The sequence below is a fragment of the Salinicoccus luteus DSM 17002 genome (assembly GCF_000712035.1).
GTDB lineage: Bacteria > Bacillota > Bacilli > Staphylococcales > Salinicoccaceae > Salinicoccus > Salinicoccus luteus.
This window is the reverse complement of record NZ_JONV01000006.1, coordinates 327617-344652: the sequence shown is the minus strand read 5'-3', so window position 1 is coordinate 344652 and position 17036 is coordinate 327617. Positions and strand designations below refer to the sequence as shown.

Annotated in this window: 19 protein-coding genes; 18 read left to right on the top strand and 1 reads right to left on the bottom strand. The window is 48.4% G+C overall.

What is annotated here, in order from left to right:
* Positions 1-4: 4 nt before the first annotated feature.
* The 3 genes from tnpB to BO53_RS0101885 all read left to right on the top strand — a co-directional run bounded on the left by tnpB (position 5) and on the right by BO53_RS0101885 (position 3290).
* A complete protein-coding gene (gene tnpB, locus BO53_RS0101895) occupies positions 5-1096 on the top strand; it encodes an IS200/IS605 family element RNA-guided endonuclease TnpB (RefSeq protein WP_031544876.1) in 1092 nt (363 codons plus the stop codon).
* Positions 1097-1279: 183 nt separating this feature from the next.
* Positions 1280-2308: a LysM peptidoglycan-binding domain-containing protein gene (locus BO53_RS0101890; RefSeq protein WP_031544874.1), complete on the top strand. Its 1029-nt coding sequence runs from the start codon at positions 1280-1282 to the stop codon at positions 2306-2308.
* Between the two features lie 13 nt (positions 2309-2321).
* On the top strand, positions 2322-3290 hold the full coding sequence (locus BO53_RS0101885; protein ID WP_031544871.1) for a YpdA family putative bacillithiol disulfide reductase: 969 nt from the start codon (positions 2322-2324) through the stop codon (positions 3288-3290).
* A 51-nt stretch (positions 3291-3341) separates the two neighbouring features.
* Here the strand turns inward: BO53_RS0101885 and BO53_RS0101880 are convergent, their stop codons facing one another.
* Positions 3342-4301, bottom strand: a complete 960-nt coding sequence (locus BO53_RS0101880) for an asparaginase (protein ID WP_031544869.1) — start codon at positions 4299-4301, stop codon at positions 3342-3344.
* A gap of 71 nt (positions 4302-4372) precedes the next feature.
* Here BO53_RS0101880 and cmk point away from each other — a divergent pair, with 71 nt between their 5' ends.
* From cmk to aroA, 15 genes are all read left to right on the top strand, one after another.
* The gene (gene cmk / locus BO53_RS0101875; RefSeq protein ID WP_031544867.1) at positions 4373-5029 is read left to right on the top strand and encodes a (d)CMP kinase; all 657 of its coding nucleotides are present in this window, start codon (positions 4373-4375) and stop codon (positions 5027-5029) included.
* Positions 5030-5031: 2 nt separating this feature from the next.
* On the top strand, positions 5032-5607 hold the full coding sequence (locus tag BO53_RS0101870; protein WP_031544865.1) for a lysophospholipid acyltransferase family protein: 576 nt from the start codon (positions 5032-5034) through the stop codon (positions 5605-5607).
* A 74-nt stretch (positions 5608-5681) separates the two neighbouring features.
* Positions 5682-6914 (top strand): 30S ribosomal protein S1, encoded by a 1233-nt coding sequence (gene rpsA, locus BO53_RS0101865; RefSeq protein WP_084184827.1) that lies wholly within the window; start codon positions 5682-5684, stop codon positions 6912-6914.
* 102 nt (positions 6915-7016) lie between these two features.
* Positions 7017-8327, top strand: coding sequence for a ribosome biogenesis GTPase Der (der, locus tag BO53_RS0101860; protein WP_031544861.1), 1311 nt, complete (start codon positions 7017-7019; stop codon positions 8325-8327).
* A 15-nt stretch (positions 8328-8342) separates the two neighbouring features.
* Positions 8343-9401 carry an NAD(P)H-dependent glycerol-3-phosphate dehydrogenase gene (locus tag BO53_RS0101855; RefSeq protein WP_031544859.1) on the top strand — a complete coding sequence of 353 codons (1059 nt, stop codon included), beginning with the start codon at positions 8343-8345 and terminating at the stop codon, positions 9399-9401.
* Between the two features lie 4 nt (positions 9402-9405).
* A complete protein-coding gene (locus BO53_RS0101850; RefSeq protein ID WP_031544857.1) occupies positions 9406-9612 on the top strand; it encodes a DUF2768 domain-containing protein in 207 nt (68 codons plus the stop codon).
* Entirely contained in the window at positions 9605-10327 is a 723-nt protein-coding gene (locus tag BO53_RS0101845) for a hypothetical protein (RefSeq protein ID WP_031544855.1), read from the top strand. Before BO53_RS0101850 ends, BO53_RS0101845 begins: the two co-directional genes overlap by 8 nt.
* Before the next feature lie 119 nt (positions 10328-10446).
* Entirely contained in the window at positions 10447-10719 is a 273-nt protein-coding gene (locus BO53_RS0101840) for an HU family DNA-binding protein (protein WP_031544853.1), read from the top strand.
* Between the two features lie 60 nt (positions 10720-10779).
* Positions 10780-11274: a hypothetical protein gene (locus BO53_RS0101835; RefSeq protein WP_031544851.1), complete on the top strand. Its 495-nt coding sequence runs from the start codon at positions 10780-10782 to the stop codon at positions 11272-11274.
* Between the two features lie 11 nt (positions 11275-11285).
* Complete coding sequence (locus BO53_RS0101830) at positions 11286-11996, top strand: demethylmenaquinone methyltransferase (RefSeq protein ID WP_031544849.1); 711 nt, start codon at positions 11286-11288, stop codon at positions 11994-11996.
* Positions 11993-12946 (top strand): polyprenyl synthetase family protein, encoded by a 954-nt coding sequence (locus BO53_RS0101825; protein WP_031544847.1) that lies wholly within the window; start codon positions 11993-11995, stop codon positions 12944-12946. The genes BO53_RS0101830 and BO53_RS0101825 overlap by 4 nt, the downstream gene beginning before the upstream one ends.
* A gap of 67 nt (positions 12947-13013) precedes the next feature.
* A complete protein-coding gene (gene ndk, locus BO53_RS0101820; protein ID WP_031544844.1) occupies positions 13014-13460 on the top strand; it encodes a nucleoside-diphosphate kinase in 447 nt (148 codons plus the stop codon).
* Between the two features lie 74 nt (positions 13461-13534).
* Positions 13535-14701, top strand: a complete 1167-nt coding sequence (aroC, locus tag BO53_RS0101815) for a chorismate synthase (RefSeq protein ID WP_031544842.1) — start codon at positions 13535-13537, stop codon at positions 14699-14701.
* A 1-nt stretch (position 14702) separates the two neighbouring features.
* Entirely contained in the window at positions 14703-15752 is a 1050-nt protein-coding gene (gene aroB, locus BO53_RS0101810) for a 3-dehydroquinate synthase (RefSeq protein ID WP_031544840.1), read from the top strand.
* On the top strand, positions 15749-17035 hold the full coding sequence (aroA, locus tag BO53_RS0101805; RefSeq protein WP_031544838.1) for a 3-phosphoshikimate 1-carboxyvinyltransferase: 1287 nt from the start codon (positions 15749-15751) through the stop codon (positions 17033-17035). The genes aroB and aroA overlap by 4 nt, the downstream gene beginning before the upstream one ends.
* Position 17036: the final 1 nt, after the last annotated feature.

Genomic DNA, 17036 nt, shown 5'->3' with positions numbered 1-17036 from the left:
CACTTTGCTGAAGGCTTACAAGTTTCGACTATACCCGACAAAGCTGCAACAAGAATACTTCATGAAGACGTTCGGTTGCGTTCGTTTCGTCTACAATAAGATGCTCGAAGAACGGTTCCGGCTGTATGAAGCGTCGAAACTGAACCCTGACGCGAAGCAGAAGCTCCCGACCCCGGCGAAGTATAAAGATGAGTTTCCTTTTTTGAAAGCGGTCGACAGCTTGTCTCTGGCGAATGCCCAGATGGACTTAAATAAGGCATATGCCAACTTCTTCCGCGACAAATCTGTAGGGTTCCCGAAGTTCAAATCGAAGCACAGCGGCCGCGCCTCCTACACGACCAACAATCAGAACGGGAGCGTCCGCATCGAGGACGGGAAGGTGAAACTTCCTAAGATCGGCTTCGTAAAGTTCAAACAACATCGTTTTTTCGAGGGAATCATCAAGTCCGCGACAATCTCGATGACGAAGACGGGCAAGTTCTTCGTCTCCATTCTTGTCAATCAAGGTGAAGAAAAGTGGATGCCTGCCAAAAATAAAATTGGTATCGATCTCGGCCTTCAACACTTCGCCATCATGACAAATGATGAGATGATTTCAAATAAGATTGACAATCCGCGTTTCCTTCGCAAGTCGGAAGAGAAGGTCAAGAAGGCGCAGCGCGCTTTGTCACGAAAGACGATTGGAAGCAAAAACAGAGAGAAAGCCAAGCTGATCCTCGCCAAGAAACACGAGAAAATCGCAAACCAACGTAACGACTTTCTTCATAAATTGTCGAAACAAATCGTTGACGAGAACCAAGTCATCGTCGTGGAGACATTGAAATCGAACAACATGATGAAGAACCACAAGGTCGCCAAATCGATTGCAGATGTCAGTTGGTACGAGTTCGTCCGACAACTCGAATACAAATCAAACTTCTACGGACGGATGCTCATCAAGGCAGCCCCCTGGTACGCATCCACTCAAATCTGTTCCACTTGCGGAGTAAAAGGCGAGAAGAAGACGATGGATGTCCGTGAATGGACGTGTGCCTGTGGCGCTCATCATGACCGTGACATCAACGCGAGCATCAACCTGTTGATGTTGGCAAACTAAAACGAATTCCTTCAGGGTGGGAACCACCCGACGAGCTTGGTAAACAACCGTGGCTAGTAAAAGTACGGTCTTCCCAAGAAGCTCCCACTTCAATTTGGGAAGCAAATAAGTGGTGAGTAGTTCACAATGAAATGGAAACATACTATAATTATAAAGAACGATACCAGTTTGAGGAGAATGTCTATGAAAGATGATTTTTACAAGGATGTAGAACATAAGCGTGCTTCCCAGGCGAAAAAGGAAAAAAGCGACAAGAAGCAATCATCAACGGCGGGTGGGGAAGACACCAATAGCCTGAGCCGCGCAGAGCGCCATCGGCCGAAGGACAGGGATGGGCATAAGGCGACGCCCGGAGACCGGTTCAAAGCATGGAGGGGCAAATTCACCGGATATATCAACAGAGAAAATCTTGATAAGGGAAAGGCATTCTTTGCGGGCCGTCTTTCCTCCTACAATAGAAGATTCAAAGATGAGATCAAAGTATCGAAGGAAAAACTGTCGGAACTCAGGCCACAGAAAAACCGCGCCGATGCCGATGGAAACGGGGAGAGGCGAAGGGACAGGCGGCTTGTGCCCGCCATAATCGCAGGCGTTCTCGTCCTCCCTCTGACAATTATATTGGGAGTACTCATCATCAGCAACTTCTGGCCATCGGGAAATGGGACCGGAGGCGTTGCGGATAATGCCGGGGAACCCACCGAAGAGGCTTCTGAAGCACCTTCGGAGGAAGTCGATGAGGAACTTGAAGACCAGAAGGCTGAGATGGAGCGTGAGCTGGCCGAATCCAGGGAAGAGACGGATCAGAATGACTTGGGTACCGGCGCCGTGGAACTCGATTTGAGCGAGGATCAGGAGGCCGAACTTGAAGAGGCGGCTGCCACAGCCATAGAGGAGAAGGAGGCGGGAGAAGCCCCCGAGTCCAGCACAAGCATTGTGGAAGAACCTGAAGCCCAACAGGAAGAGGAAACTGAAGAAGCGCCGGAAGCACCTGAAGAGGAAACAGCCGAAGAGCCTGAAGAAGATTCTTCAGACGAAGAGACGCCTTCTGGCAGCACCACTCATATAGTGCGTCCCGAAGACAACCTGTTCCGCATCGCAATCAGGTACTATGGCAGCGGCAGTTCAGAGAACATCAGAAAAATCCAGGAAGCCAACAACGGCGTGGATGCCGATTCATTGTCAGTCGGACAGGAACTGGTGATACCAGAATAGAAAGGTGTTAAACATGAAGCATATAGAAACCATCATCATAGGTGCGGGGCCGTGTGGCCTGTCTACGGCCATAGAGCTGCAGAATAGGGGGATGGACTACCTCGTCATTGAAAAAGGGAATATCGTCGAGGCCATCTACAACTACCCGACCCATCAGACATTCTTCTCTTCGAGCGAGAAGCTCTCCATAGGCGATTTCCCATTCATTACAGAACAACATAAGCCGAAAAGAAACCAGGCGCTGGTCTACTACCGTGAGGCAGTAAAGCATTTTGACCTGATGATAAATACTTATGAAGAAGTCTCATCCGGCCGGAAGGCTGGAGACGAGTTCATACTGGAGACATCCAAAGGCCGCTATAGCTGCGATCATCTCGTGATTGCCACAGGCTATTACGGGCAGCCGAACAAGCTGAACGTCCCGGGGGAGCAGAAGGATAAAGTATTCCACTACTTCAAGGAGGCCCATCCCTTCTTCAACCAGAATGTACTCGTGGTCGGCGGAAAGAATTCCAGTGTGGACGCAGCCATTGAACTCGAGAAGGCCGGCAGTAATGTTACAGTCGTCTACCGACGGGGTGCCTATTCCAAAAGTGTAAAACCATGGGTACTGCCACAGTTTGACTCCCTTGTTAAACATGACAAGATAGAGATGCACTTCAATACGGAAGTTGTCGATATCAAGGATGACAGCGTCGTGCTTGAAAAAGAGGGTGAAACATTCGAAATACCAAATGACTACGTGTTTGCCATGATTGGCTATCATCCCGACTACCGGCTGCTGAAGTCGTTTGGAGTCGAGCTCAATGAGAACGAACATGGTGTTGCTCCGATGCATGACAGGGAAACGATGGAGACCAATGTTGATAATCTCTACATTGCAGGTGTAATAGCCGCAGGCAATGATGCCAATACCATCTTCATAGAGAATGGCAGGTTCCATGGAGGTGCCATTGCCGAAGACATCTTGAAGAAGAAATAAATGCATTAAGAATGCCCTTTGCCTCCCACAGGCAAAGGGCATTCTTAATTTTTAATGCTGGAAAACCTCTTCGAGCGCTTCTCCATCAAGTGCGTTGCACAATGCGAGAAGCAGTTTGATCCGTGCCTTCTGTCCGTTCAGGCCATTTGAAAAGATGATCCCCCTGTTTTTAAGATCATGACCGCCACCCTCGTAATCATAGTAGCTGCCGACGATGCCGTTGAAGGATCGCGAGACGAGAACGGTACTGATGCCGGCATCCAGTGCCCTCTGGAGGCCGTCGAGTGCACTCGGTGGCAGGTTGCCCTGCCCCAGTGCCTCGATTACAAGCCCGTCGTACCCGCCCTCGACCAGGGCATCGAAGAAGGTGCCTTCCAGGTCGGCATGGGCTTTGATGAGACCCACCTTCCAGCTCGAATCGGCAAGTTCGAACTGGTCCTGGACACTCACCTGGTGATGGTAGTGGATGTCATCCTTCGTCAGTATGCCGATCGGCCCGTGGTTCGGGCTCTGGAAAGTCGCGATATTGGATGTGTGTGTCTTGGTGACGTTCCTGGCCGTATGTATTTCGTCATTGAAGACGACAAGGACGCCTCTTGAGACAGACTGGTCGTCCATCGCAGTACGCAGGCTGGACAGGTAGTTGTACATGCCATCAGAACCGATTTCATTGAACGAGCGCATTGCCCCTGTAATCACCACAGGCTGGGGGAGATCCAGGGTTAGGTCGAGGAAATATGCAGTCTCTTCAAGCGTATCCGTGCCATGGGTGATGACAAAGCCGTCATAATCGTGTGCTTCCCTTCGGATGATGTTCCTGATTTCGATCATATCGTCCAGGGTCATATGGGGGGATGGCTTCTTCACGGGGTAGCTCTCCTCAAGAATGATGCCCAGATCCTCTGCCCGGTCCATCTTCACCGGATTTTCAGCCCCTGAGGTGATCAGGCCTTCAGTTGAGGACATGCTGATCGTCCCCCCCGTGTGAATCGCCAAAATTTTCTTCTGCATATGACTTCCTCCTAAACGAATTTATAAAACTATGATAAAATAAACTGGAACAATGAACAAGGCGGGTTTATATGAATATGAAAATCAATATCGCGATTGATGGTCCTGCTGCAGCAGGCAAGAGTACGATTTCCAAACGTGTGGCCAAAAGAATGGGTTACATATACATCGATACCGGCGCAATGTACCGTGCGGTCACCCTCCATGTCATCCGGAATGGGAAGGGTATCATCGACCAGTTGGATGATGTGGATATACGTTTTGGCACCGATGGCACTTCCATATATCTGAATGGTGAAGATGTATCCGGGGACATACGCAGCCAGGAAGTGACGAACAGGGTAAGTGAAGTTTCAAGCCTTGCCACGGTAAGAAGTTATCTTGTCTCGATGCAGCGGAAGATTGCCGAAGACAAGGGCGTGGTGATGGACGGCAGGGACATCGGCACCACGGTACTGCCCGATGCGGAACTCAAAGTCTATATGAAAGCTTCTCCTGAGATACGGGCAAGGCGCAGGTTGAAGGAAGAAAAGGAGCGGGGCACCGATATCAACCTCGAAACGTTGACCGACCAGATCATCCGGCGGGACGATTTGGATATGAACAGGGAGATTTCCCCACTTGTAAAAGCACATGATGCAGTGCTGCTCGACACAAGCCATATGAGCATTCCTGAAGTCGAGAACAAAATCATCAGAATGGCTGAAGACCTGTTGAGGGAGGACTAGAGATGCTGTACAACACAGTTAAAACAATCGTTAAAAGATTCTATCACACAAGATATAAAATCCGGGTGATCGGTGAGGACAGGATTCCACCCGATGGTCCTGTAGTAATCTGCAGCAACCACATCTCCGAGTTGGATCCCCCTCTTGTGGCCATCAGCGTCAAAAGGGAAATGTCCTTCTTCGCAAAATCGGAATTGTTCAAAATACCAGTCCTCGGCTACCTTATCAGCCGCCTGAACGCACTGCCGGTGGAGCGCGGAAAGGGTGACAGGGCTGCACTGAAGAAATCCATCGAAGTGCTGAAGGAGGGGAACATGCTCCTCATCTTTCCGGAAGGCAGCAGAAACAAGTCAGGAACACTGAAGGATCTGCAGCAGGGGGCAAGCTTCATGGCCGTGAAATCCGGTGCAAAGATTGTGCCGACTGCAATTAAAGGCAACTATGATAGGAAAAAAGGTGTTACAATAATATTTGGCAAACCTATTGATACCGCTGCATTGATTGCAGAAGGCAAGAACCGCAAGGAAATAACGGAAAGAATCAGGGAAGACATCAACAATCTTCTAATTTCCGCATAATTACTTGACAAATCAATATATTTGTAAGAACTTAGATATATACACTTTTTAGTAATGTAATTGGAGGCAGGCATATGACGACAGATAATATTATGAACGAAGAGAACAATGAAGAAAGCAATGAGGAACAACTGAACGAGGAAGTGAACACTTCCGAAGAGACGGATGCAAATACTTCTAGCGAATTTGAAATCGGTGATACTGTAAGGGGCACCGTTTACAAGATAGAAGATAAATTCGTAAAAGCGCACATCGAAGATTCCGACTTTGAGGGTATCGTTCCAATCAGTCAACTCACCAACAAAAGAATCGAGCGCCCCGAAGAAATTGTTTCTGAAGAAGATACAATCGAAGGCGTAGTCATCAAGGTGGAAAACGAGGAAGACCGCAAGAATGTCATTTTCTCCATCAGAAAGCTCGATGAAACAAATGCCTACGACAGTCTTCAGTCTGCAAAGGATAATGACGAGACGATCACAGGTACAGTAATGGAAGTTGTAAAAGCTGGACTTGTCGTGGATGTCGGTGTCAGGGGATTCATTCCTGCTTCACTCTTATCCGATGCGTATATCGAAGACCTCGACCAGTTCGAAGGACAGGAACTGGAAGTCAAAGTGGAAGACATTGAACCGGAGAAGAACCGTGTCATCCTTAACCGCAAACGCATCGTCGAAGCCGAAAAAGCGGAAGAGCGCAAAAAACAGCTCGAATCCCTTGAAGCAGGCAGCATCGTTGAAGGTGAAGTTGTCCGCATCACTACTTTCGGGGCATTCATCAATCTCGGTGAAGTTGACGGGCTCGCGCACATTTCAGAGCTTGACTACAGCAGGGTTGAGAAAGTCGAAGATGCAGTGAACATCGGCGACAAGGTCCAGGTGAAGATCCTCGACGTAGATCCTGAACAGGAACGGATCAGCCTTTCCCTCAAACAGGCACAGGAGAGCCCTTTCAATACGTTCGTGAATGAACATTCAGAAGGTGATGTCCTTGAGGGTACTGTGAAGAGGCTTGTCGACTTCGGTGCATTCGTCGAAGTGACACCAGGTGTCGAAGGACTGGTTCATGTATCTGAAATCAGTCATGAACATGTTGCTACGCCATCCGATGTACTGAAAGAAGGACAGACGGTGACAGTTAAGATCCTCTCACTCAATGAGGATTCCGAAAAAGTATCCCTTTCCATCAAGGAAACATCCGAGAGACCATCCAGAGAGGAACAGACCAAAGTTTACCGGGATGATTCGGATGATGAAGGTCCAACACTTGGAGATGTATTTGGCGATCGTTTCAGGGACCTGGATATCTAGAACGACTTCAAATCAATAGTACAGCAATTGACTTAAAGAGCGATACTATCGCTCTTTATTTTATTTTTATGTTAAAATGACCTTAAATATAGGAGGTAGGATATGTACAAACCAACAATAGCCGTAGTAGGGAGGCCGAATGTCGGCAAATCCACCCTGTTCAATCGCATCATTGGTGAAAGAAAAGCGATTGTGGAAGATACGCCGGGCGTTACACGGGATCGCCTCTATGCTTCGGGGGACTGGCTCAATCATGAATTCAATGTCATCGATACAGGTGGAATAGAGATAAAAGATGAGCCGTTTCAGGAACAGATCAAAATGCAGGCAGAAATCGCGATATTGGAAGCAGATGTCATCCTGATGATCACCAATGGCAGGGAAGGGGTTACAGAGGATGACCTTTTTGTTGCCCGTATTCTGCAGAAGTCCAAAAAACCGGTTGTGCTTGCGGTAAACAAAATAGACAACTTTGAGATGCGCAACGAGATATATGAATTCTATAACCTGGGTCTCGGAGATCCTTTCCCTGTCTCCGGCTCCCATGGACTCGGGCTCGGTGATGTGCTCGATCAGGCGGTCGAACACTTCAAATCCATAGAGGAAGAGGTAGAGGCAGACGACTCCATCAGAGTTTCCCTGATCGGCCGCCCAAATGTCGGAAAGTCGAGCCTCGTCAACGCCATCCTTGGAGAAGAGCGGGTCATCGTCTCGGATATTGCAGGCACGACACGTGATGCAATCGATACAGAATACTATTATGATGATGAGCACTATACACTGGTCGATACTGCCGGCATGCGCAAAAGAGGCAAAGTCTATGAAGCTACGGAAAAATACTCCGTACTGAGAGCGAACCGTGCGATAGAAAGATCGGATGTCGTCCTCGTAGTCATAAATGGGGAAGAGGGCATCATCGAACAGGACAAAAGAATCGCCGGACTCGCCCATGAAGCCGGACGTGCGGTTGTGCTTGTAGTGAACAAGTGGGATGCTGTTGAAAAAGACGACAAAACGATGAAGAAGTTCGAAGACAAGATACGGCAGGAATTCCAGTTCCTGGACTATGCACCCATCACTTTCGTCTCTGCATTGAACAAGTCACGTCTTGCGACACTCTTCCCATTGATTAAACTGGTCAACGATTCCCATAAGAAGCGTGTCCAATCAAGTACACTGAATGAAGTCCTTGTAGACAGTGTAAGTATGAACCCGACGCCTACCGACAAGGGACGCAGGCTCAACATCTACTACGGTACCCAGGTCAGTGTCGCTCCGCCGACGTTCGTATTATTTGTCAATGATGTCGAGCTGATGCACTTCAGTTATCGGAGATATTTGGAGAACCAGCTGAGAAAAGCTTTTGATTTTACTGGTACACCAATACACATCCTCAGTAGAAAAAGGAATTAGGAGGGGACAGGCCTTATGAAAATTACAGTGGTTGGCACCGGAAGCTTTGGTACAAGCCTCGCGATGGTGCTTATCGACAATAATCATGATGTGCTCATCTATGGCAGGAACGAGGATGTCGTCAAGGAGATCAATGAGAGACATACAAATACCAAATACCTGAAGGATGTCTCCATACCCGATGGGGTCAAGGCGGTTTCCAACCTTGAAGAGGGGGTCAGCCATGCTGAAATCATCGTCCTTGCGGTCCCTGTCAAGGCGGTAAGGAGCGTGACGAAGGAAATCAACACGCTTTTGACCTCCCTTGGCAAAAAAGTATTGATTGTTCACGTCGCAAAAGGGTTGGAACTGGATACCCATCTAAGAGTATCCGAAGTCATTGCTGAAGAGACGACCGGGGATACCGTCCATGACATCTGTGTACTCAGTGGACCAAGCCATGCCGAGGAAGTTGCCAGAAAATCTCCAACAACTGTAAGTACGGCTTCACTCAAACCTGAAAGTGCCAAGGTCATCCAGGATGTCTTCATGAACAAGTACTTCCGCGTCTACCATAACGATGATATGACCGGTGTGGAAATCGGAGGTGCATTGAAGAATATCATTGCACTGGCCATCGGTCTGCTGCATGGACTGGATTTCGGCGATAATGCCAAAGCAGCGATCATTACCCGCGGACTGCAGGAGATCGCAAGACTGGGTACACGTATGGGGGCCAACCCTCTTACTTTCCTGGGACTTACAGGCATGGGTGACCTCATCGTTACAGCGACGAGCATGCATTCCAGAAACTATAGATGCGGAATCATGCTCGCAGAGGGCAGAACCATAGAGGAAGCGCAGCAGGAGATGGGCATGGTGGTGGAAGGCGTCAATACCACTCGGGCGGCATATGAGCTTGCGGCACAATATGATGTCGAGATGCCGATTACAAAAGTACTCTATCAGTACCTTTTTGAAGACATCAGTGAAGAAGAGGCCTTCTATGCATTGATGATGCGCGAGAAGACCGGGGAAACCGATGAACTGAAAGAAGTGCTGGAGAAACAATATAAAGATTGGACTAGAGAGTGATAAGATGTTTGATATATCGAGAATGGATTTAATGTGGATATCGTTCTATTCATTGGGTGCAATGGCCCTCGCCGCTGTACTTATCTATGTCGCAAGATACAAGATATCTTCCAGGATCATCAGCACCATCGTGTCGCTGGTAGCCTGGGCACTGCTCATCATCGCATTCCTGCTGATGATTCCTGTACTGGGGGGCAGTACCCATGCGTAGACTCAGATTGATCTTCGCCACCCTGGCCAGCAGCCTCCTGATGGCAGGCTGCCTGTATCCGGAATCGGAACAGGTCCAGAACCAGATGCCTGAAGAGATGCAGATAGAGATGGTGCAGAACGCAGTGGACCAGTTCAGGGAAGACTCCGATGGCCTGCTGCCGATAAAGACGACGGAGGGCCAGAGGGAATACCTGGAGTACCAGGTTGATTTCGAAAGGCTCGTGCCGAACTACCTTGAAGAGAGGCCGGAGAGCGCCTATGAGATGGGCGGCCATTACCAGTATGTGATTATAGATGCCGAAGAGGACCCGAAAGTGAAGCTTGCAGACTTGCGGATTACAGAAGAGGTCAGGTCCCTGAACATCCGTCTGAGGGCCATGGGCGAACATGTCGAACTGGATGATCCGATTGGTCCGAATGTGTATCCGCTGGACCTCGAGTTCTATAACCTGGATGGCAACCCGACCGTAACCAGTCCATACACAGATGCTTCTTTGAATGTATACTATAATGGCGGTGAGGAATTCATCGTGGACTACCGCGAGGACATAGCCAGAATCATCAACGAAAACGATCTGTCATTTGAAACCGGGGAGGATGTCCGTCATGTCCTGTATGAATATACACCTGTCGTCCCCCTCTATTCACCGGAGATCACCGTCAACGATGAAAACGAGCCGATCTTCATGACGAACCGCCACAAAAGCGATTGATACGGCTTTTTTTGGCTCCAAAACGGTGAAATCCGTTGCAGTGCAACATCCACTGTGTTAAAGTCAAAACATAATGATAATCATGGTTATCATTATAGTCATATAAGGAGGTGGATCTGATGAACAAAACAGATTTGATCAATGCTGTCAGTGACCAAGCTGACCTCACGAAAAAAGAAGCAGGTGCTGCTGTCGATGCAGTATTTGACACTATTCAGGAATCATTGAAAAATGGTGAAAAAGTACAACTGATTGGTTTCGGTAACTTCGAGGTACGTGAACGTTCAGCAAGAAAAGGACGTAATCCACAATCTGGAGAAGAAATTGAAATTGCAGCATCCAAAGTCCCTGCATTCAAAGCAGGCAAAGCACTTAAAGATGCGGTAAAATAATTGATTACTTTAGGCCTAACGTCATGGTTAGGTCTATTAATTTATAAGGTGATATTTGTCATGAATGCTCTAAGGAAAGAACTAGAATCCGACCTGGGTTCCAACTCATGGATCCTCGACCTACATAATGACCCTTTTTTTGAGTTTTTTTCAAATAGGGAATATATCCTTCATAGCCCCCATGTGAACCAGGCGGTTCTGCTTTTCAATACTGCCCTCAACTTTCTGGATACTGTCCCGGATGATGACAGCAGGGAACTGCATGTGCTGGCTGGTGATTATCTGTTCAGCAAGTTCTATATGATGCTGGCCGAACACGAGGAATACAGGGTGCTTCATGATATGATGGATATGTCAAAGGCACTGAGTTCAAAAAAATCCGAATTGGCAATGACTGGTGAGAGCACTCATCCGGAAGAGTTGAAATGGCTCCTATATGGACCAATGCTCTATCTTATCTCCAATGAATACATAGACAGACGTTTGACTGATGTCATAGATGGCCAGTTGGAGCAGCTGGATATCACTTCGCTTCCATACATAAACCCAAAGTAAAGGTGAGTTGAATGGATAAAGAGAAAAAAGTTCAAAACATATTTAATTCTATTTCCACTGATTATGATCTGATGAACAACATCATCAGCTTCAACCAGCACAATCTATGGCGGAACAGGACAATGAAGGAAATGTTTGTCAAAGATGACCATGACATATTGGATGTGTGCTGTGGCACCGGAGACTGGACGATACAACTGGCTGAGGAAGCACCGGAAGCAGAAGTCATCGGTCTGGATTTCAGTGAAAGGATGCTGGAAGTCGCGGCCGAGAAGACAGCCGACCATTCCAATATAGAACTGATCCAGGGGAACGCCATGGCACTCCCATTCGACGATGGTTCTTTCGACTATGTCACGATTGGTTTCGGACTCAGGAACCTTCCCGAATACAGAAAGGCAATAGAGGAGTTCCATAGGGTATTGAAGCCGGGGGGTGCACTTGTAGTCCTCGAGACTTCCAATCCTGAAAACAGGCTGGTCAGCAAGGGATTCGATTTCTATTTCGGCACAATCATGCCGACCTTGGGCGGAATCATAGCCAATCGGACCAAGGAGTACGAATGGCTGTATGAATCGACAAGTTCCTTCCTTTCGAAAGATGCGCTCAGATCAATGATGGATGAGAGCGGATTCATCAACCTTAAGGTCATCTCCCATACTTTCGGCACCGCCGCCACCCACATCGGATACAAGCCGCTTGGGCGGGTGGGTCGCAATTGAAGACGGTAAAGCAATATCTTTCTTCAGATTTCGAAGCGGTCACCAGCATCATCAAGGAGCACCTCAATCCAAATGAAGTACTCGTCAACGATAAAAGTTACGAACTTTTCATATCGGGCGGCAAGAAGATTCGTCCCACATTCACCCTGCTCGTCGGAAAGCTTGGTGAAAGCGACAAATTTCCCGATGTGTTGAGGGCAAGTGCAAGCCTGGAGCTGATACATATGGCAAGCCTCGTACATGATGACATCATCGACAACAGCGAATTGCGTCGGGGCAGGTCCACTGTATATTATGAACATGGATATCTCCAGGCGGTCAATACAGGAAACTATCTTCTGTCCACCTCCCTCTCACTGGTGAGCACCATAGAGCATCAGGCGCTCCATGCAGCCTTTTCAAAAGCGATCCGGGATATCATCGACGGAGAACTTTTCCAGCTCGATCATCAATTCAATGCACACCAGACCATGGATGACTATTACAGGAAGATATACAGGAAGACGGCCCTGCTGATAGAGCTCAGCATTAAAATGGGGGCTTACGCATCCAACCTCGATCAAAGAACACTGGATGCACTTCTTGATTATGGCTACCATATCGGAATGAGCTTCCAGATTGTAGATGACTGTCTGGACTTCATCGGAAATGAAAAGACGCTTGGCAAGCCCAAATTCTCCGATCTGGAGAATGGACATTACACACTGCCGGTGCTGTTGCTGAGGGATGAAGACCCGCTTTTCAGGCGGCGGCTGGAAGCATTCGATGGAGGAGCGGAACAGCTCGATGGGCTCATCGAAGAGCTGCTCCGCTCCAATGCAATAGATCAGGCGATTGCCATCAGCAACTCCCATATTAGGAAAGCCCTGGTTGCCATTGAGGGGATTGAAGAGCCAATCAGGAAATATTTGCAGGAAATTGCAGAAAAACTTTCAAATCGTCTGAATTAAATTGAAAAATCAAAATTGATAATGTTAGAATGATATGGACTGGATTTCAACTAAAGGAGAATACAAAATGGAAAAAACGTTTCTAATGATCAAACCGGACGGTGTCCAAAGAAACCTGGTAGGCACTATCGTGTCACGCCTTGAAAACAAAGGGTTCAAATTGGCAGGTGCCAAGCTGATGCAGGTATCCGAGGACCTGGCAAAAACCCACTATCAGGAACATCAGGACAAGCCGTTCTTCGGTGAGCTTGTGGACTTCATTACTTCAGGACCTGTTTTCGCCATGGTACTTGAAGGGGAAAACGTAATCGAGACTGCACGTCTAGTTGTCGGTTCGACAAATCCTCAGCAGGCGGCTCCGGGTACAATCCGTGGGGACTTCGGACTCACAGTAGGCAAGAATATCATTCATGGTTCAGACTCCACTGAGAGTGCAGAGCGTGAAATCTCACTCTTCTTCGATGACAGTGAAATTCTTGATTACAACCTGTCCAACAGTGCCTGGATCTACTAGAGGGAATCGAATAGCAGAAGCTGGGTAAAGCACTCAGCTTTTTTTAATATCCATAAATAAGAGGAGGCTATAAAATGAGATTTATGACAGCGGGTGAATCACATGGGCCGAAACTGTCGGCCATAGTGGAGGGATTCCCAGCGAACCTTCCGATTGATAAGGAAAGGATGACTGCGGAACTCATAAAGAGGCAGGGCGGCTATGGCAGGGGACGCCGCATGCAGATTGAGAAGGACACTTTCCAATTCGGCAGCGGCATCAGGCACGGCAAGACTCTGGGAAGCCCGATCATGATTGAAATCACAAATGATGACTTCAAGCACTGGAGCAAGATCATGGGCAGTGAACCGTTGACTCCCGAAGAAGAGGAGTCCATGAAAAGGGTCATCACGAAACCACGGCCGGGACACGCCGACCTTGTTGGCGGGATGAAGTACAACATGCGCGACCTTCGCAATATACTTGAGCGCTCATCGGCACGCGAGACTGCCTCAAGGGTCGCTGTCGGTGCATTGTGCAAGGAACTGCTCCACGCGCTCGATATACGCATGTTCAGCCGTGTAAACCAGATCGGAACTGTCAAGGATGAGGGCGATTACAGCATCGAGGAACGCGCCACCCGTCCTGATGCCTCTTCTGTGCGCATGGTTTCCGAAGAAAAAACGAAGGAAGCCGAGCAACTCATTGACGAGACGAAGAAAAAGGGTGATTCCATCGGCGGCATAGTGGAAGTCATTGTAGAAAATCCCATCCCTGGACTCGGGAGCTATGTACATTATGACCGTAAGCTTGATGCGAAGATCGCGGCAAGCATAGTCAGCATCAATGCCTTCAAAGGCGTGGAATTCGGCATCGGCTTCCTGGCAGGGGAAACCCCCGGGTCACAGGTACAGGATGAAATCCTCTACAGTGAGGAGCAGGGATACTACAGACGTACCAATAATCTCGGCGGTTTTGAAGGTGGCATGACGACCGGCATGCCTGTTGTAGTCAAAGCTGTCATGAAGCCGATTCCTACATTGTATAAGCCGCTCTTCAGTGTGGATATCAACACCAAGGAACCATTCAAGGCGACGATTGAACGCAGTGATGCATGTGCTGTCCCTGCAGCCTCCGTCGTATGTGAACATATGGTAGCCATCGAGATGGCAAGAGCCATTCTTGAAAAGTTCCCTCATGATGATTTTAATGAGCTGCAAGAGGCGGTTTCCCAATACAAGAACAGAGTGAGTGAGTACTAGGATGGAAATAAGGACAAATTATGCTGATGACAACTACACGATCCACGTAGACCACGGCATTCTGGAAAGCCATCTTGCAGATTACTCGGAAGGTTATGATGATGTGCATTTCCTCGTGGACCAAAATGTATATGAACTGTACAAAAACAGCGTACTGTCCTTCATAGACAGTCCCATCATACTGGAAGGCGGCGAGGCATCGAAATCTTTCGATGCCTTCAAGCATATTACCGAAGTCCTGCTGGAAAGGGGCATTCAGAGGCACCATCTGATCGTAGTGGTCGGGGGCGGGGCCGCGGGAGACGCAGGCGGCTTTGCTGCAGCGACGGTACTGCGCGGTGTCGACTATATCCAGGTGCCCACCACACTGCTTGCACATGACTCTTCCATAGGCGGCAAGACAGCCATCAACAGCATCCATGGCAAAAACCTGATCGGTGTCTTCTACAGACCCAAGGCGGTCATCTATGACCTGACTTTCCTCGAGACACTGCCAAATGATGAAATACTCAGCGGCTTCGGGGAAGTGTTCAAGCATGCCCTACTGAATAGTGAGGAGAGTGTAAGGGACCTGATGGCCAAAACACGTCAGGAGATCTCACTCGATGTCATGAAACCTTTCATCATCAGTGGCATAGAGACAAAGATGCATCATGTACTGAACGATGAAAAGGAGTCCGGAATCAGAAAATATCTTAACCTTGGACACACCCTTGGACATGCCATAGAATATAAATATAAAATGCCCCACGGCATTGCGGTCGTACTCGGCCTCTATTTCATGATGTTCCTGTCCAACAGAGTGGAGGGCCGGGAGCTGTTTGACCTTGATCATTTCAGACAGTATTTCATCCATCATGGCTATCCGATCCAGAAATTGAAGGCCATCGATGAAGAAGAAATGATGTCACTCATGGGAAGGGACAAGAAAAACCAGAGCCGGCGGGCAACCGGATTTGTACTGATGAAATCCATAGGACAGTGCCATTTCATTGAAATAGAAAACACCGAACTAAAAAAATATCTTTCTTATTTAAAGGAGAGCTTATGAAGTCTTTAATGAACAGCAAATTCCACGGTACTTTGAGGGTGCCGGGAGACAAGTCCATCACCCATCGCGCCCTCATGTTCGGCGCACTTTCTGAAGGAGCGACCCACATCCATCATCCGCTGCCAAGCGAGGACACCCGCCGCACCATGGAGTGCATGCGGGCCCTTGGAGCCGAAGTGGAGGAGAAGCCGGAAGAATGGGTGGTCACTTCACCAGGTGCCAAGAAGCTTCATTCACCCCGTAAAACGTTATATACAGGAAATTCCGGCACTACGACCCGCCTGCTCACCGGCCTGCTTGCCGGCCTGGGTCTTTCTGCTGAAATGGAAGGGGATGAATCCATCGCGAAACGGCCAATGGACCGCATTAAGCGGCCTCTTGCTGAAATGGGCGCCGATATCACCCTGAAAGACGATAAGTTTCCGCCGATCATCATCAGACCGGCTGAACTTTCCCCGATCAGCTATACGATGCCGATCGCAAGCGCCCAGGTGAAGAGCGCCATATTGCTGGCTGCCCTCTATACTGAAGGGACGACTGTCATCCATGAACCTTCTCCTTCGCGAAACCATACTGAAATCATGCTGAAACAGTTCGGTGCAGATGTTTCGGCAGAGAACGGCGTAATCAGTCTTGAAGGCGGAAATGATCTGTCGCCATCTGATGTGACGGTGCCGGGGGATATTTCTTCAGCTGCCTTCCCTATAGTACTGGCCGTTCTGAAACCGGGTTCCAGCATTTCAATTGAAAATGTCTCCCTCAATGAAACCCGTTCCGGAATTCTCGATGTACTCGAAATGATGGGAGCCGATGTGACGATCGAACAGACCTCCAGTGAAGGGGAAGCAATAGGAACAGTCCATGCCTCCTATACGTCAAACCTCAAGGGGTTTGAAATCTCCGGCAGCATCATCCCGCGCCTCATCGACGAAATCCCCATCATCGCACTGCTTGCTGCATTCAGCTCCGAGACATGTACAATAAGGGATGCAGATGAGCTGAGATACAAGGAGACGGACCGGATCCGCGCTGTCATCGACGAACTTTCAAAGTTCGGCATCAGGTTTACAGAACATGATGATGGATTCACTGTTCACCCGGGCCAAGTCTCCATAGAGGAAAATACAGAGACGAAAGGGTATAATGATCACCGCATCATAATGATGCTGATTATTTCTTCCATAGTCATGGATACGCCGATAGAAATCGATGATATATCTGCGATTGATATATCCTATCCCGGATTTATGGAGGACCTGGAAACATTAAGGAAGGATGCCTAAA

Bases quoted from the DNA above. Each gene is read 5' to 3' on its own strand.
- BO53_RS0101890 (WP_031544874.1), top strand. From the start codon at position 1,280: ATGAAAGATGATTTTTACAAGGATGTAGAACATAAGCGTGCTTCCCAG.
- BO53_RS0101885 (WP_031544871.1), top strand. From the start codon at position 2,322: ATGAAGCATATAGAAACCATCATCATAGGTGCGGGGCCGTGTGGCCTG.
- BO53_RS0101880 (WP_031544869.1), bottom strand. From the start codon at position 4,301: ATGCAGAAGAAAATTTTGGCGATTCACACGGGGGGGACGATCAGCATG.
- cmk (WP_031544867.1), top strand. From the start codon at position 4,373: ATGAATATGAAAATCAATATCGCGATTGATGGTCCTGCTGCAGCAGGC.
- BO53_RS0101870 (WP_031544865.1), top strand. From the start codon at position 5,032: ATGCTGTACAACACAGTTAAAACAATCGTTAAAAGATTCTATCACACA.
- rpsA (WP_084184827.1), top strand. From the start codon at position 5,682: ATGACGACAGATAATATTATGAACGAAGAGAACAATGAAGAAAGCAAT.
- der (WP_031544861.1), top strand. From the start codon at position 7,017: ATGTACAAACCAACAATAGCCGTAGTAGGGAGGCCGAATGTCGGCAAA.
- BO53_RS0101855 (WP_031544859.1), top strand. From the start codon at position 8,343: ATGAAAATTACAGTGGTTGGCACCGGAAGCTTTGGTACAAGCCTCGCG.
- BO53_RS0101850 (WP_031544857.1), top strand. From the start codon at position 9,406: ATGTTTGATATATCGAGAATGGATTTAATGTGGATATCGTTCTATTCA.
- BO53_RS0101845 (WP_031544855.1), top strand. From the start codon at position 9,605: ATGCGTAGACTCAGATTGATCTTCGCCACCCTGGCCAGCAGCCTCCTG.
- BO53_RS0101840 (WP_031544853.1), top strand. From the start codon at position 10,447: ATGAACAAAACAGATTTGATCAATGCTGTCAGTGACCAAGCTGACCTC.
- BO53_RS0101835 (WP_031544851.1), top strand. From the start codon at position 10,780: ATGAATGCTCTAAGGAAAGAACTAGAATCCGACCTGGGTTCCAACTCA.
- BO53_RS0101830 (WP_031544849.1), top strand. From the start codon at position 11,286: ATGGATAAAGAGAAAAAAGTTCAAAACATATTTAATTCTATTTCCACT.
- ndk (WP_031544844.1), top strand. From the start codon at position 13,014: ATGGAAAAAACGTTTCTAATGATCAAACCGGACGGTGTCCAAAGAAAC.
- aroC (WP_031544842.1), top strand. From the start codon at position 13,535: ATGAGATTTATGACAGCGGGTGAATCACATGGGCCGAAACTGTCGGCC.
- aroB (WP_031544840.1), top strand. From the start codon at position 14,703: ATGGAAATAAGGACAAATTATGCTGATGACAACTACACGATCCACGTA.
- aroA (WP_031544838.1), top strand. From the start codon at position 15,749: ATGAAGTCTTTAATGAACAGCAAATTCCACGGTACTTTGAGGGTGCCG.